At 47.2% G+C, this 15,574-nt stretch carries 13 protein-coding genes; 4 read left to right on the top strand and 9 right to left on the bottom strand.

Annotated features, from left to right (window positions below):
- Positions 1-95: 95 nt before the first annotated feature.
- Entirely contained in the window at positions 96-2,330 is a 2,235-nt protein-coding gene (locus AB4Z08_RS01560; protein WP_441572008.1) for a GH92 family glycosyl hydrolase, read from the top strand.
- Between the two features lie 25 nt (positions 2,331-2,355).
- Entirely contained in the window at positions 2,356-4,830 is a 2,475-nt protein-coding gene (locus AB4Z08_RS01555; protein ID WP_441572007.1) for a glycoside hydrolase family 95 protein, read from the top strand.
- A 79-nt stretch (positions 4,831-4,909) separates the two neighbouring features.
- On the opposite strand, the gene AB4Z08_RS01550 is transcribed toward AB4Z08_RS01555, so the two are convergent.
- From AB4Z08_RS01550 to AB4Z08_RS01530, 5 genes are all read right to left on the bottom strand, one after another.
- On the bottom strand, positions 4,910-5,296 hold the full coding sequence (locus AB4Z08_RS01550) for a DUF3037 domain-containing protein (RefSeq protein WP_441572006.1): 387 nt from the start codon (positions 5,294-5,296) through the stop codon (positions 4,910-4,912).
- Positions 5,274-6,074, bottom strand: coding sequence for a HipA family kinase (locus AB4Z08_RS01545; protein ID WP_441572005.1), 801 nt, complete (start codon positions 6,072-6,074; stop codon positions 5,274-5,276). Before AB4Z08_RS01545 ends, AB4Z08_RS01550 begins: the two co-directional genes overlap by 23 nt.
- 62 nt (positions 6,075-6,136) lie before the next feature.
- Positions 6,137-6,535, bottom strand: coding sequence for a cytidine deaminase family protein (locus AB4Z08_RS01540; RefSeq protein ID WP_441572004.1), 399 nt, complete (start codon positions 6,533-6,535; stop codon positions 6,137-6,139).
- A 60-nt stretch (positions 6,536-6,595) separates the two neighbouring features.
- Positions 6,596-7,654, bottom strand: coding sequence for a winged helix DNA-binding domain-containing protein (locus AB4Z08_RS01535; RefSeq protein WP_441572003.1), 1,059 nt, complete (start codon positions 7,652-7,654; stop codon positions 6,596-6,598).
- Positions 7,655-7,707: 53 nt separating this feature from the next.
- Positions 7,708-8,649, bottom strand: a complete 942-nt coding sequence (locus AB4Z08_RS01530) for a helix-turn-helix transcriptional regulator (protein WP_441572002.1) — start codon at positions 8,647-8,649, stop codon at positions 7,708-7,710.
- A gap of 113 nt (positions 8,650-8,762) precedes the next feature.
- Here AB4Z08_RS01530 and AB4Z08_RS01525 point away from each other — a divergent pair, with 113 nt between their 5' ends.
- Positions 8,763-9,728, top strand: a complete 966-nt coding sequence (locus tag AB4Z08_RS01525) for a hypothetical protein (protein WP_441572001.1) — start codon at positions 8,763-8,765, stop codon at positions 9,726-9,728.
- Positions 9,729-9,735: 7 nt separating this feature from the next.
- Here the strand turns inward: AB4Z08_RS01525 and AB4Z08_RS01520 are convergent, their stop codons facing one another.
- The gene (locus tag AB4Z08_RS01520) at positions 9,736-10,119 is read right to left on the bottom strand and encodes a winged helix-turn-helix transcriptional regulator (protein ID WP_441572000.1); all 384 of its coding nucleotides are present in this window, start codon (positions 10,117-10,119) and stop codon (positions 9,736-9,738) included.
- A 107-nt stretch (positions 10,120-10,226) separates the two neighbouring features.
- Here AB4Z08_RS01520 and AB4Z08_RS01515 point away from each other — a divergent pair, with 107 nt between their 5' ends.
- The gene (locus AB4Z08_RS01515; protein ID WP_441571999.1) at positions 10,227-11,099 is read left to right on the top strand and encodes an SDR family oxidoreductase; all 873 of its coding nucleotides are present in this window, start codon (positions 10,227-10,229) and stop codon (positions 11,097-11,099) included.
- Between the two features lie 92 nt (positions 11,100-11,191).
- Here the strand turns inward: AB4Z08_RS01515 and AB4Z08_RS01510 are convergent, their stop codons facing one another.
- From AB4Z08_RS01510 to AB4Z08_RS01500, 3 genes are all read right to left on the bottom strand, one after another.
- Positions 11,192-12,043, bottom strand: coding sequence for an aldo/keto reductase (locus tag AB4Z08_RS01510; protein WP_441571998.1), 852 nt, complete (start codon positions 12,041-12,043; stop codon positions 11,192-11,194).
- 120 nt (positions 12,044-12,163) lie between these two features.
- The gene (locus AB4Z08_RS01505; protein WP_441571997.1) at positions 12,164-14,014 is read right to left on the bottom strand and encodes a cytochrome-c peroxidase; all 1,851 of its coding nucleotides are present in this window, start codon (positions 14,012-14,014) and stop codon (positions 12,164-12,166) included.
- Positions 14,001-15,569 (bottom strand): purple acid phosphatase family protein, encoded by a 1,569-nt coding sequence (locus tag AB4Z08_RS01500; RefSeq protein WP_441571996.1) that lies wholly within the window; start codon positions 15,567-15,569, stop codon positions 14,001-14,003. The genes AB4Z08_RS01505 and AB4Z08_RS01500 overlap by 14 nt, the downstream gene beginning before the upstream one ends.
- Positions 15,570-15,574: the final 5 nt, after the last annotated feature.

Here is a 15,574-nt window from a genome sequence, read left to right as displayed (position 1 = left end):
TTCAAATCAAAAAAACAAAAATCCTGAAATCATTAAAATCAGTATAATCCTGAGATAGACAAAAAATCGTACTGCAATTATTTAAATGAATGGATATGAGTTTTGTTTTAAGTAAAAAGATCATACCTGGTGTTGTGTTGTTGTCAACTGCTTTCATTTCACTAAAAGCTCAATCAGTTACGCAATACGTGGATCCTTACATCGGCTCCGGTGGCCATGGCCATGTGTTTGTAGGCGCCAGTGTGCCTTTCGGTGCAGTACAGGTGGGACCCACCAATATTTTCAAAGGGTGGGACTGGGATTCCGGTTATAATTATGGCGACAGCATCCTTATTGGCTTTTCGCACCTGCACTTAAATGGAACCGGTATCGGCGACCTGGGTGATATACTGGTAATGCCCTACACCGGCGAGGTGAAAACGGATAAAGGCACGGAAGAAAATCACCGCGCAGGGTATGCCTCGTTGTATACGCATCGTCATGAAACGGTGAAACCAGGCTATTATGCCGTGATGCTGGAAGACTATCAGATTAAAGCGGCGCTAACAGCTACCGAAAGAGTAGGCTTTCACCACTACCATTTTCCCGGTGGTAAAACGGCCCGTGTGATCATAGACCTGAAAGAAGGTACACAGGATAAGGCCACCGAAACATTTATTGAACAGGTAGATGCGACTACGTTTAAGGGTTACCGTTATTCCACCGGATGGGCAAAAGTACAGCAGGTATATTTTGCTATTCGTACTTCCGTTCCCGTTAAAAATTTCCAGGTATTCGATAATACGCAGCTGTTGAATGGCAATCAGGGAAAAGGCGCTGCCGTAAAGGGACTGCTGAGCTTTGACGCCGCTGAGGGAGACGTATTGCTGAAAGTAGGCATCTCCCCGGTAAGTGCAGAGAATGCATTGGAAAATATACAGGCCGAAATACCAGGATGGAATTTTGATGCCATTGTAAAAAAAGCGGATGAAAGCTGGAACAAAGAATTGTCGAAGATACTTGTCACCACCAAATCTGCCAGGGAACAGCGGATCTTTTATACATCTCTTTATCATACCATGATTAACCCCGCCATGTTCAATGATCATAATGGAGATTATCGCGGAGCAGATAAAAAGGTATATAGAAATGCCGCATTTACGAATTATACTATCCTGTCTACCTGGGATACTTATCGTGCGGCACATCCACTGTATACACTCATCGAACCGGAAAAAACCGCCGATATGATCAATACCATGCTGGCTATTTATGAGCAGCAGGGGCGTTTGCCCAAATGGCATCTGTACGGCAATGAAACCGGCACTATGGTTGGCATCAGCAGTATGCAGATTGTGGCAGAGGCTTATCTGAAAGGCATCAAAGGATTTAATGCCACCCGTGCCTATGCCGCCGTAAAAGGTACCGCTATGTCGGATAGTCTGGGTATGCTTTATACCAAAAGCTTCCGGATCATTCCCAACGATGTACATCGCCGTTCAGTGGCTACAGCACTGGAATATGCCATCAGTGATGCCAGCACCGCGGCTATGGCTAAGGCATTGCATCAGGAGGAGGATTACCATTATTTTCTTAAGCGTGCCACCAATTATAAATTGTATTTTGATCCGGCGACCGGCTTTTTCAGAGGCCGGTCAGCTGCCGGTGTAATGCGGGCGGATTTTGATCCTACCAAGGCGCCTGATCCGGAACTGGCAGAAGGCAACGCCTGGCAGTATCTCTGGCTGGTACCGCAGGATGTAAGCGGATTGGCTGCTTTGCTGGGTGGTAAAAAAGCAATGGCAGAGAAGCTGGATACTTTCTTTACACTGCCCATGAAAGCGGATAAAGAAGTGCTGGCAGACCTGACAGGGTTGATCGGACAATATGCGCACGGCAATGAGCCGGGACATCATATCGCTTACCTCTATACGTTTGCAGGACAGCAATGGAAAACAGCAGAGAAGGTTAGGTATATCATGAAAGAGATGTATCACGACCGACCCGACGGTATCATTGGTAATGAAGATTGTGAACAGATGGCTGCCTGGAATGTTTTTTCTGCCATGGGTTTTTATCCCGTATTTCCGGCATCCGGAAAATATGTGATCGGCAGCCCGGCGGTAGATAAAGCCGTGATCAACACCGGTGGTGGTAAGCCTTTTATAGTGGAGGCGATCAATAACAGCCCGGAGAATATTTATGTGCAAAGCATTACGTTAAATGGTAAAGCCTATACGAAGACTTACCTGCTGCACACCGATATTTTGAAGGGCGGCACATTGAGGATAGTCATGGGTAAAACACCTAATTATAATTTTGGCATTTTGGCGGAAAATCAACCGGAGTAATTTAATTCCACTAATGAAAATATTCATGCAAAGAAAAACAACAAAAAGTATAGCCGTTTACGTGATTATCCTCCTGGCATCCGTGCCGGTGTTTTCACAGCAACGGGAACAGAAGTTATGGTACGACCATCCATCAGGTAAAGTGTGGGAAGCTGCACTGCCGATAGGTAATGGCCGACTGGCTGCCATGGTATATGGCAACCCCGCAGAGGAACTTGTACGGCTAAACGAAAATACACTATGGAGTGGTAGCCCCAACCGCAACGATAATCCACATGCACTGGCCGCTTTACCGGAAATCAGGCAGCTGATCTTTGATGGTAAAATGAAAGAAGCCAGTCAGCTGGCAGCAAAAAATATCCAGGCAGAGAAAATCAACGGCATGTGTTATCAGCCGGTAGGAGATCTGCAACTGCAGTTCCCCGGTCATGATCAGTACACCGGTTACTCCCGGGAGTTGAACCTGGAAACCGCCGTAGCCAGCACTTTATACAGCGTAAACGGGGTGAAATACACCCGGCAGGTATTTGCTTCTATACCTGATCAGGCGATCATCATCCGGCTCACTGCCGATAAACCCGGCAGCATCACTTTCGGTGCATCGGTGAAGAGTCCGCAGAAATCAACGGTAGCAGTGAAGGGTAATAATGAGCTGGTATTGTCCGGCATCAGCGGCGACAGAGATGGTGTGCCCGGCAAAGTGAAGTTTCAGTCGCAGATACGTTTTAAAGCGGAAGGTGGCACGAGTACCGCCAGTGGCGATGCTATCAGCATCACCGGCGCCAATGCAGTTACAGTATATGTTTCTATCGCCACCAACTTCGTGAACTATGCCGACATCAGCGCCGATGAAGCCAAACGTACTACGGATTATATGAACAAGGTATGGCCTAAGAACTATGCCGCTCTGCTGAAAGATCATATTGCTGCCTATCAGCATTTTTTTAATCGCGTACAATTGGATTTGGGTAGTACCGACTCTGTAAATAATCCTACCGACATCCGTGTGCGTGATTTCGCACATGGCAACGATCCACAACTGGTGGCACTGTATTTTCAGTTTGGCAGATACCTGCTCATTGCAGCCTCACAACCTGGCGGTCAACCAGCCAACCTGCAGGGTATCTGGAATCCGCTCATGAATCCACCCTGGGGTAGCAAGTATACGATCAACATCAATACAGAAATGAATTACTGGCCGGCAGAAGAAACCAATCTTACTGAAATGCATGAGCCGCTGGTACAGATGGTGAAAGAATTGTCCGTAACTGGTCGCGAAACGGCGAAGGTGATGTATGGCGCCGGTGGATGGGTAACCCATCATAATACAGATCTGTGGCGTATAACAGGCCCGGTAGATGGAATCTATTCTGCGATGTGGCCAATGGGAGGTGCTTGGTTAAGTCGTCATCTCTGGGAAAAATATACTTTCAGCGGTGACAAAAAATACCTGCAAACAGTATATCCTGCTTTAAAAGGTGCAGCAGAATTTTATCTCGACTTTCTCGTAGAAGAGCCCGTGCATAAATGGTTGGTGGTATCTCCTTCCATGTCGCCGGAAAACAATCCCAAAGTATATCCCGGCGTATCTATTGCTGCGGGTGCTACCATGGATAATCAACTGGTATTCGATCTTTTTTCCAACACCATTCATGCGGCGGAATTATTGAATACAGACAAAGCGCTGGTAGAAAAAATAAAAGTTGCCCGCAAAAGATTACCGCCTATGCAGATAGGTCAATACGGTCAGTTGCAGGAATGGCTGCAGGACCTGGACAATCCAAATGATAAACACCGTCACGTGTCGCATTTGTTTGGATTGTATCCTGCCAACCAGATTTCTCCTTACCGTACTCCCGAATTATTTGCAGCAGCACGTACTTCACTTATCCAGCGGGGAGATGTGTCTACCGGTTGGTCTATGGGTTGGAAAGTGAATCTCTGGGCACGTTTGCTGGATGGTAATCATGCCTGGAAGCTGATCAAAGATCAGCTCACTCCTGCAGGTGTAAACAAAGGCGAAAACAGTGGAGGTGGTACTTATCCCAACCTGTTTGATGCACATCCTCCTTTCCAGATAGATGGTAATTTTGGTTGTACCGCAGGTATCTGTGAGATGCTGCTGCAAAGCCAGGATGGTACGGTACACTTACTGCCTGCACTGCCGGACGACTGGAAGAAAGGGCGTGTGAGCGGATTGCGTGCACGTGGTGGTTTTGAGATAAAAGAAATGATATGGGAAGATGGACAGCTTAGTAAAATTACCATACAGTCTACACTGGGCGGCAATCTGCGCCTGCGTGTACCGAATGCGTTAAAGGAAAACGGGCAGCTGAAAGCAGTGAGTGGTCAACAGCCGAATGTATTCTTCCAAACGGAGGAAACGGCAAAGGCGGAAATGAATCCGAATGCAAAAGTGGAGATGTCCGCGTTGAAGGAAACGATACAATATGATCTGGCTACGCAGCCAGGAAAAACGTATACGTTTACCAATAAATAAAAAGCTGTACGCGATGTAATAAAAAAGTGCGGCGTACAAATTTGTACGCCGCACTTTTTTAATGTCAACTATATTTTTGTTAATCCACCAGCTGCTCTTTCAGCCGCATCAGTGTTGCTTCCGCATCGCTGATACAAAAACCGGGATGTACTTTCGATGTTTGTATAATGCTGCTCCGCGTGGCGGTAAGCCAACGGAAGCGCCCTGCCATATCCAGTTTGGCGATAGGGCCTCCTGCTTTACTACCCTTGCTGATTTCTACAAAAGCTTCGAGGTAGGGCCGTATGGTGTTGATATCTGTTGTAGGAGAAAATGCACGTAGTCGTTCTTCGTCCAGCGTATACACGGCCTGTAAAAATTTTTGCTGCTTACAATAAAGGATCACACCAACATTCAAAAATTCTTCCCGCTCCACACTCGGTACCACGCGTATTACGGCATATTCATATAAGTGCTTGTCTTGCATGTTGTGCTTCTTTTACAAAAATTTCAGAGTGGCTGATCCGCGTTGTTAAAAATTCAAAATATACCTGGCGACGTTCTTCCGGCGTTTCATCGGAATGATCTGCTACCAGCCATTCATCGGGGATGATATTTACAATGGCACGTATACGCTCCGGCGTTAGCAGTAAGCGAAACGCAGCATCTGTGCTTTCCAGTTCGCTGGCCTGCGGCAGCAGTACATGATCTTTTACCTGTACAAACGGGCGCAGGGCCTGTTCCTGCCAGTTGTGCCACGAGTGATGGAAGTAAAGAGCGGCACCGGCATCTATCAGCCACAGCTCATTGCGCCACATCAGCATATTGGTGTTGCGGGGCGTGCGGTCTACGTTGGTGAGCAAACAGTCCAGCCACACAATCTGAGACGCCAGCGTCGGTGCAATGGTATTTACAGTAGGGTCGTAAGTAGTAGCGCCGGAGAGGTAGTGCAGGGCAAGATTGAGGCCTACACTTCTTTTCAGGAGATCCTGTATTTCTTCGTCCGGCTCGGTGCGGCCAAAGGCTTCGTCCAGGTTGGCAAACACTAATTCCGGTACTTTCAGTCCCAACACCCTGGCTATTTCATCACCGATTAATTCTGCAATGAGTGCCTTTACGCCTTGTCCGGCTCCGCGGAACTTAAGCGCATAGAGGAACCCGTCATCTGCTTCGGCAATTGCCGGCAGCGAACCCCCTTCACGCAACGGCGTTACGTAACGGGTGACGTTGACCCTCCTTAGCTGAAGTTGAATATCATCTATCATCTGACAAATATCCGGCTTTTTTGGGAGTTAGTTTTTGTTGACGGGAAAGCAGAAAGCAAAATTCACCACGCTCTGCCCGGATCTTCTTTCCAATCATATGGTAAGATCTCTGCCAGCGTAACTATGATGCCGTTTTTAACTTCAATAGTAGCTTTGAGATTTTCTTTCGACAATTGACTGATCAATTCCCTGCATCTTCCACAAGGGGGAACTGCATTACCTTCTTCATCTACGGCTACCAAAGATTTTATCTGACTTTCTCCATGCTTCAGCATTTCAGCTACAGCACTGTGTTCCGCACAAAACCCCATGGAACAGGCCGTGTCAATACTCACGCCGGTGTAAATATTTCCATCAATGGTTTCAATAGCGGCGGCCACACCACCATATTCAATAAAGTCATTTAAGCGTTTACTCCCGGCAAACTTTTGGGCGATTTGTTTTAAGCTTACATTATCCATATGACTTCACGTTAGCGTTACAGTCCTCCAAAAGTAGCATTTTTCAAATCTACGGGCTTCCTATGCCAATGTTTTTCCCATGAAAGCGGCATAGGCCGTGCCCGCCGCGGCGATAGCCTTGTCGGCAGACTTATTGCTGTGCAATAGCTGTGTATCTACTACCAGTTTATCCCGCATTTCTTTGCGGCTCCAGATCCCACTTATCTGCCCGTTGACCACCACTACCGGTTTAAAGATGCCATACCCCGTTTGCTGGGTCAGGGCGGGGTTGAGTATATCGCTCCGGTCTTTATAGGCTACCGCATATTCATCATAGGAGGGCAGGAGCAGGGCGGAAGTGGTGCGGGAGACAGCAGGCGTGGTGTCCGCAGAAAACCAATAGGCTTGCCCGTTAGTGACCACATGTGAGAGCAGGGATTTGTTCAACAGTAGTCCTTTTTTGATGTCCGTCATATTTAATCCGCTCCACCATTGGAAGTCATTGACCGTAGCGGGGCCTCTGCTGCTGAAATACAGCCGCGTAAGCCGGGCAATGGCAGTGTCACGGTCAATCGGGGGCTGAACAGGTGCCCTGTCGGATAGCAGGGCATAGGTAAATTGTTTACCCTGCCGGGGGCCGCTGCAAATGAGGCCATCCAGTTCTGCATCCATGAGGAGGAAGCCGAGGCGGATATCATCTGTATTGATTTTTGCTTTTGCCAGCAAGGGGATGAGGGCACTCCGGGTGAGGAATGTTTTGTTACAGAGAGCGTTGGTGATGACAGTTTTGCTGCGTTTGAGGTCTTTGTCAGAGATCCCCAGCCTGGCATGCAGGTTTTTGTTGAAAGCTTTTACTTTGGGAGCTGTCAGCTGCAGCATCCAGCCAATATCTTCCGGCGAAACAAAATGCCAGGTAGGGCGCAGGATATGGGTACGGAGGATTTTGCCTTCGTTAAAATCCTTTTCAATACTGGCATCAGTGCTGCCTGTCACGCGGTTGCCGATGGCCCATTTGGCCCCGGCATAATCCTGTGCCTGCATACACCCCATCCATTTTACCAATGCAGCGGGTTGGGTAAAGTGGGAAGCCACTATTTGCTGTTGCTGCAACCGTAGTTGTGCGATTTGCTGACTGTTCATAACCCAAAATTACCTGCCTGCTATGACAACAGTATGTCAGTTGAGAAACGGGGTCAGGAAACTTTTTGCAGCATTTCCTGTAAACGGTCTTTTACCAGGGTTTTTAATGAGGCGGGCTCAATAATGGAGGCCTGGTCCGCAAAAGTGATGTACCAGCGGGAAAAGGCCTGTATGCAGGGCGCCTGAAAGGTCATTTTGGTGCGCTTGCGGCCCTGGTTTTCGCTGGCGAACCCATAGTTGAACTTCTGCTCTACCAGGTAACGGGCCATTGTATTTTCCACTTCTATGACCACAGGGAATGAATCTGTCGTGAACTGGGGGCGTTTGGCGAGGTACTCCTTTAGGGTGATATGTTGCCGCGAAGCAGTTTTGCCGGTGTCACTCACCGACAACATCCGTTCTGTCCGGAAAGCATGATATTTTTTAGATGTGGTACAAAATGCAATGGCATTCCAGCTGCCGTTTTCATGGTAAATGCCGATAGGTTCGATATCTCTTTCGTTGACACCCTGCTCTGTAGCATATTGAATATGCAACACCGATTTGTCGCCTACTGCTTTGATGATGCGGGGGAGGCTATCATTGATCAGGTGATTATGTTCGGAAACTTTTTCTTTTACGTCAATACTTTCTTCCATTTCTTCCATCACCTTTTTGGAGGCATGGCGGAGCACTGCTTTTACTTTATACATGGCGGCTTTGAACAAACGACTGTTATGCAGGTCAGAATGTTGTTCCAGTATTTTTTCTGCCATGAGGAAAGCCACTACTTCTTCTTCCGTAAACATAACGGGTGGAATACGGTATCCTTCCATAATGGAATAGCCCAGACCTTTTTCGCCGAGAATGGGTACGCCGGCTTGTTCCAGGGAGCGGATATCGCGGTATACGGTACGCAGACTTACATCAAAACGGTCGGCTACTTCCTGGGCTTGTACCAGTTTTTTGGATTGCAGGTGAATGAGTATAGCGGTTAGCCTGTCGAAACGATTCATGGATGACAATATGTTAGGAAGCTAATTTACAGCTTTTCCGGAGATATGAATTTTTAACAAACGAGGGTTATCTTTGCTTCCGCCGGTAAAACCCCGGAAAAGAAATACGCTATATGATAAAACGTTTGTTTGTTATGTTATGTATGCAGGCTGGCCTGATGGCGACCTGCTTTGGACAAGTACCGGCTGATGGCCTGAAAAAGAAAAATATCAGTGATACCCTCCTGTTGCCCACCCGTACATTGTTGCTGCCAGGAACTTTCAATGCACAAAGTGCGCTGCTGCAACTGTTTCCCGGCAAGCATTACCGGTTAGTGAATGGTAAATATGTGAATGAGATGATCAACTGGGAATGTAAATCCTGTAAGCCAAAAAAATATGAAGATGTAAATGAAGATGGCCTGGGCAGCTTTCCCTATAGCGCAGGTGTGGCTACCCGTTTACTGGATGTAATGGATTTCAGGGATTCTTCAGGGCTGGCGTATAAAGTGATCAGCTTTAGTCATTCTGAATTTGACGAAGATGGCGCTACTGTTTCCCGCTTTACCGGTGGCTTACTGGGCCTGGCAAAATTTGTACAAACAGATCAGGGTTGGAACCTGCGCATGTTTCAGCCGGGCATCAAAGCATATGGTGCTTTTTCTTCGTGCCCTACTCCTAAACCATTGCTGATAGGATCCGACCAGTATGCTTTTATATTAAAGCATAGCAACGGCGGTGCCGGTGGGCCTTACGACGGAGACTACTACCTGATTGCAGGCGTGAACGGTGGCTACCAGCAGGTAATGGCAGCATATCGTATTGAAAGAACCGAAGGTGGAGAAGAAGGTGAAGAGTTGTCTTCCTGGACAAGTACCTATAGCGTTCCTGTAAGTGAAAAAAAGTATTTCAGAGATATCCTCATTACTTTAAAAGGAACAGTCAATGCCGCGGATACCGAGCAGTTACCTGATGAAGTGAAAGCCCTGATAAAAGGGAAAAAGAAGGCAGGTTTCATCGCAGAAGAAAGATATGTATACAAAGGTGCAGGCAAGGGATATCAACTGCAATTACCTGTAAAAGCAAGTTTAACGAAGTAATTATTTGTTACAGGGCGGCTGTTTCCACAGTGCGTCCTGTAATTTTTGCCCTATGCATTTTACCCCAGGCCGTTAAGGCATTCAGCACATCTCCCAGCGTGTGGCTATATTCACACAGTTCATATTCTGCCACATGTTTGGCATCTTCCACAGGTATCTTGCAGATAAAACCATTCATCTCCATCTCTTTCAATTCATTGGATAATACTTTGGCGGAAATGCCGGTGACCTGCCGCTGCAGCTCATTAAACCGGAGTTTACCATTCAGTAAGGCAATGATAATTTTCAATTTCCATTTGCCTCCGATTGCATAGAGTGCGTCTCCCATGGCGGCTAAAGAGGCGGTACAGGTTTCCCTGGTGGGTATTGTTTTCGTTGTTGAAGTACTCATGATGATTCATTTTAACTAACCTGCAGGTTAGTACTAACCTACAGGTTAGGCGGTATTTTCAGTTACCAAAGGTAGGTACTTTTGAGGCATTAAAACAGGATGATCATATGAGTAAAATATTGGTAACAGGGGCAACAGGCCCTCTTGGAAAGGCAGTAGTAGATGAATTACTGAAAAATACCGCTGCAGAAAACATTGCTGTATTGGCAAGAGATCCCTCCAAAGCTGTGGGTTTGGCCGAAGCAGGGGTAACGGTATTGAAAGGGGATTATAACGACTACAACTCCCTGCTGGCTGCTTTTAAAGGAACAGACAAGCTGTACTTCGTATCCGGTAATGATGTGACCGGGCGTATTCCCCAGCACGAGAACGTGGTGAAAGCTGCTATTGCTGCCAAAGTGGGGCATATATTTTATTCCAGTTTTGACCGTAAAACGGAAGATGGTAGTTCCGCCATTGCTTTTGTAGCAGAAGCGCATTTGCGTACGGAACAATTATTAAAAGCATCCGGCATAGCTTATACTATTCTGAAACATAGTGTTTATACCGACATGCTGCCGATGTTTCTGGGGGGAAAGGTATTAGAGACAGGGATCTATCTGCCGGCAGGCAAAGGAAAAGTAGCTTTTGCTACCCGCCAGGACATGGGAATAGCAGGCGCAAAATTAATGTTGGAAAGCGGTCATGAAAACAAGTCATATGTACTCGCTGATGACGTATCCTATTCCTTTGATGACATAGCGGCGATATTAAGTGAGTTGTCCGGGAAAACCATTACCTATACTGCGGCATCTGTAGCCGAATATACTGCACAATTAGCAGCAACAGGTGTTCCGGAGGAATATGGTCATATATTTGCGGCCTTTGGGCAAGCCATAGATCAGGGGGAATTTGATGCTCCGGATGGTACTTTAGCGAAAATATTGGGCAGGAAACCGGAGTCGTTACAAACGTATATGAAGAGAGCTTTTAGCCATTAGCTTTTAGCTTTTAGGAAATGCAGCGGAGATTAATAAATGTTAGTCTTCGCTGCATTTCCTAAAAGCTAAAAGCTAATGGCTAAAAGCTATTTTTATGCGGACAGCAGCGCGAAATCTTCTGCTGTTAGTTCGATTGTTCCTGCTTTGAGGTTTTCTTCCAGATGAGCGATGCTCTTGGTACCTGGAATGAGCAGGATGTTAGCGGCACGTTTCAGCAACCAGGCCAGCGCAATCTGCGCCGTGGTGGCGTTATAACGACCTGCTATGCTGCTGATCTTTGCTTCCAGTGATTGTGGAGCCGAAGCCAGCGGATACCAGGGAATAAAGGCAATGCCTTTTTGTGTGGTATAATCCAGTACGTCTTCCCATTGACGGTTGCCCAGGTTATAGAGATTTTGTACAGATACGATTGGCAATACTTTTTCTGCCTGCTGAATCTGCGCCACGCTTACTTCGGAGAGGCCCACATGTTTGACTTTACCTGCTTTCACAGCGGCGGCTACTGCTGCCAGCGTTTCTTCTACCGGCACCTTCGGATCTATACGATGCAGTTGCCACAGGTCGATATGATCCACCTTCAGGTTTTTAAGGCTGTCGTCTATGTTTTTAGTGATCCAGGCGGGTGATCCGTCTGGTATCCACTGTTCCGCACTGGGGCGCTGGAAACCACCTTTGGTAGCGATAACTAGGTCTTTCTTATAAGGATGCAGTGCTTCTGCGATGAGACGTTCATTTGTTTCCGGGCCATAGGCTGCAGCGGTATCAATAAAGTTAACACCTGAAGCCACCACCTGTTGCAATACCCTGATGGAATTGGCGCGGTCTGCGGCTTCACCAAAAGCACGGGGACCAGCCAGCTGCATAGCACCATAACCTACCCGGTTAATATTGAATTCGTCCCCTAAGCGAAAAGTATGTACAGGAGATATTTGAGTCGTTTCCATGTTTTTTCAATTTTGATGGATCAAAGGTAAGCCGGTATGATTCACCAAAAATTGTGAAAATAGAAGAACGACTTGTAAAAATCAAAGAATTGATTTTGGGGATAATTAAGGTGTCATACATTAATCATGTGTGGCAACAGGCCGGTCGGTCAGGGCATGCAGGAAAGCAATAACATCCTTTATTTCCGCAGGGTTTAACCCCAGTTTGGCAGGGGATAAAGTCTGGTAAGGATCTTCCATCCCGAGGCCATTGCCGCCTCCGGCGTTATAAAACTCCATCACTTTTTCCAGGTCCTTAAATACACCGTTATGCATATAGGGAGCAGTCATGGCGCTATTACGAACCGTCGGTGTTTTAAAGGCGCGCTTATAGAAATCGATCGGGAAAAATTCAAACCTGCCGGCGTCTTTGTCGGCCTGTGGATGCAACAGGTCATCATTGGCAGGCATGCCTAAGTTTTCAAATTCAGTGAACTGGTAAAACGGTGGTGTAAGTCCGTTGAACAGTGGTGCGAAGTGGCAGGTAGCACATTGTGCCTTGCCCATAAATAAATTGAACCCGTTGATTTGTGCAGGTGTCATCGCCTGTTTATTTCCTGCGAAATAATCATCCATGGCACTGCTCATAGGAGCGAGTGTATAGAGGTAAGCGGCGATGGCAGCAGCGAGATGCGGCATCGTAATAGTGGCGGAGGGAGCAAGTGATTGCTCCGGAAAGGCATTATGAAACGCCTGCTGGTAACGAACACTATCTCTAAGCCGGCTGATCACCACTGCATGTACGCCATTCATTTCTTCCGGATTACTAATAACCTGCGCAATCTGTTTGGATAAACTACCGGCTCTGCCATCCCAGAACTGTGCATATTGGAATCCTGCGTAATACAGACTGGGAGCATTTCTACGAACGTTGCTTTTACCGTCAAAAGCGATACTGGTTTTTATCCCATCGCTGAAATATTTTTCCGGCTGATGGCAGGTGGCGCAACTGCGGGTATTATTTCCGGATAATGCTTTTTCAAAAAATAGTTGCTGTCCTAATGCTTTCATAGCAAAAGTAGCCGGGTTGCTATCGGGAAAGGCGGCTGGATTTAAGGCATCTTTACTGAACAGGTTTTTAGCGTTGTAGTTGAGAGCACTACGCGTATGCTGATCCAGTTGCAATGCAACAATCAGTTTGCTTAACTGCTCCTGCAGGGGCAGTGCATAAGCGGACAGAAATTCCAGTCTGTTGAACGTATCAAAATCGGGGTGTTGCTGCAGGTACTGTATACACCGGGTAAGGAAGTTTTTTACAGGTATATTTTCGGGAGAAGAAGTACCGATCCAGGGCTGTAGCACTGATTGGATCGTTTGCAAAGACTGACACGTTTCTGCGATGCCGCTTTTTAATTCCGGTGCATCATAGCCGGTGATACCATTTGCGTATAGCCGTACCAGTTCGATACGGATGCTTTCCATAATCGCTTTGTCGGTGGTATGAAACTGGTAGAGGAGGGCTGGCAGATCTGTGGCTGAAGCACTGATTACGGCGGCTTCTTCCAGCAATGCTTTTTTATGGGAAACGGGATCTTTGTCATATAGCAATACTGCCATCTGCTGTAATCCGGCAGGGGCCTGGTATTCCATGTAAGGTTCGTCAATTTCTGTTTTAGCGGGGCGATTATATACGAGGGAAGAGCTGAAGAAGAAGTAGTCGAGAAAGAATTCTATTCGTTTGTATTGCAGCCGGCATTTTCTAAGTGCATCTCTGGCCTGGGTAACACTGTGCGGCTGCGCAGCATCCAGGTTATGCATGGCCTGTTCCATTTCCAGGGAGGCCGCCGCAAAACCGGCGGCGCCTTCCCTGAAAACGTTGACAGTATTTAAAACACCGTTGTCATCTGCTGTCTGTTTAAATCCCCAGGCGCTGAAAACAGCGGTGAGCACAAACAGTGGCCAGATGATCCAGTTGATTTTATTTCGATACATGTACGGTGAAAGTATCTTTTACATTATTGAACGCATCTGTAACCGTGTATTTGGTAACTGCCGCAGTAGGCGTAACCGTTATACTTCTGCTGGTATCTGCACGATTGTTCCATTTATAGGCACCAATAAAAGATGCCGTCAAGGTAGCTGTTTGTCCTTTTTTAATGCGGATATCCGTTTGGCGGTTTACATTTTTCATCATGGTAAACTGATCGCGGATAGTACCATCTGCGCAGATCCATTTCAGATCGAGGCGGTTGTCCTGGATTTCCAGCATGCTGGCGCCGCCATGGTCTGCATCTGAAAAGTACATGGCCTTGTGCGGAAAGGTAGTTTGTTTGCCGCCGAGTTTTCCGGCAGAACCACTCACCACGTATACGGTGCCGGTGTTGCGGACACTGTCTTTGATATAAGGCGCTGCATTGTTACCACCGTCATATCGTCCGGAAGAGTTGCTGACGTTATGTTTGGCCGGATCAAAAGTGTTGGCCATCCCATAATGTCCTTTGATCATGCGGGATCTTTCGTAGTCGTGGCTATGTCCGTTCAGCACCAGGTCTACGCCATTGCGTTCCAGTACCTGTATAAAGTTTTCCCGGATATGTACCAGTTCATCTTCTTCATCAGAGTTATGCGAGCCCATGGTATATGGAGGATGGTGCCAGAAAGCAATCACCCAGCCTTTGTTTTTATTGGCCGCGAGGTCTTTCTTGATCCAGGTCACCTGTGGGCCGGTGGTGTCGTACAGGCGGTAGGCGCTGTCTTCTTTACCATAGCTATCGAGCGACAGGAAGTGGATGTTGCCCAGGTCGAAGGAATAGAAAGAAGAGGTATGAGAAGGCACGCCACCGGATTCCCCTTCGGTGGGCATGGAAAAGTTCTGGTAATAAGTGGTCTGGTGAGTGAGCTGCGCCTGTCTTTCTGAGAGATCGGTATCATGATAATCATGATTGCCGGGGGCAGGGAACAGTGGATATTTTTTCAGCAAATCATCTTTGTATACGTTAAAGAATTTGCTTTGGTATTCCGCGTCAGTGCCATCGGGGTAAGCGTTATCTCCCAGTAATATCCATGCGTTGAGGTAGTTGTTACCCAGGTACTTTACCAGTTGTTCTTTTACCTGTCGCTGGTTTACGGAGTTGTCGCCGCAGTCGCCGAGGGCGGCAATGCGGTACAGTGCTGTGCTGCCGATTGCCGGCAGGGTTACGAAGTAGTTGTTGGCATCGCCCTGCAACGGGTCTTTGTAGCCGCCAATGGAATAGTAGTAGCGGGTGTTGGGTTGCAGATTTGTTAACCTTACTTTATGCTCTGTTACCAGGTTGGCATCGTCTGCTTGCTGATCCAGCTTATCCGGTGAGGTACCATATTTAACACGGCTTCTGGAAGAGGCATCGGTGCGCCAGCGGATTAATATGCCTTCACTGCTGGCTGCCTGTAAATAGGGGCCACGAAGTAGTTTAGGCGTAAGCGTTACTTTTTTAACAGGTGCTTCCTGTGCCTGTGTCATGGTATAGCCGGACAATAGTAGCATGGAAGCAAGGACGATCGATTTCATATAGC

The sequence above is a fragment of the Chitinophaga sp. RAB17 genome, assembly GCF_052114225.1.
In the GTDB taxonomy this organism is placed as follows: Bacteria; Bacteroidota; Bacteroidia; order Chitinophagales; family Chitinophagaceae; genus Chitinophaga.
Note: the sequence above shows the minus strand (reverse complement) of the source record. Positions and strands in the feature narration are given on the sequence as shown.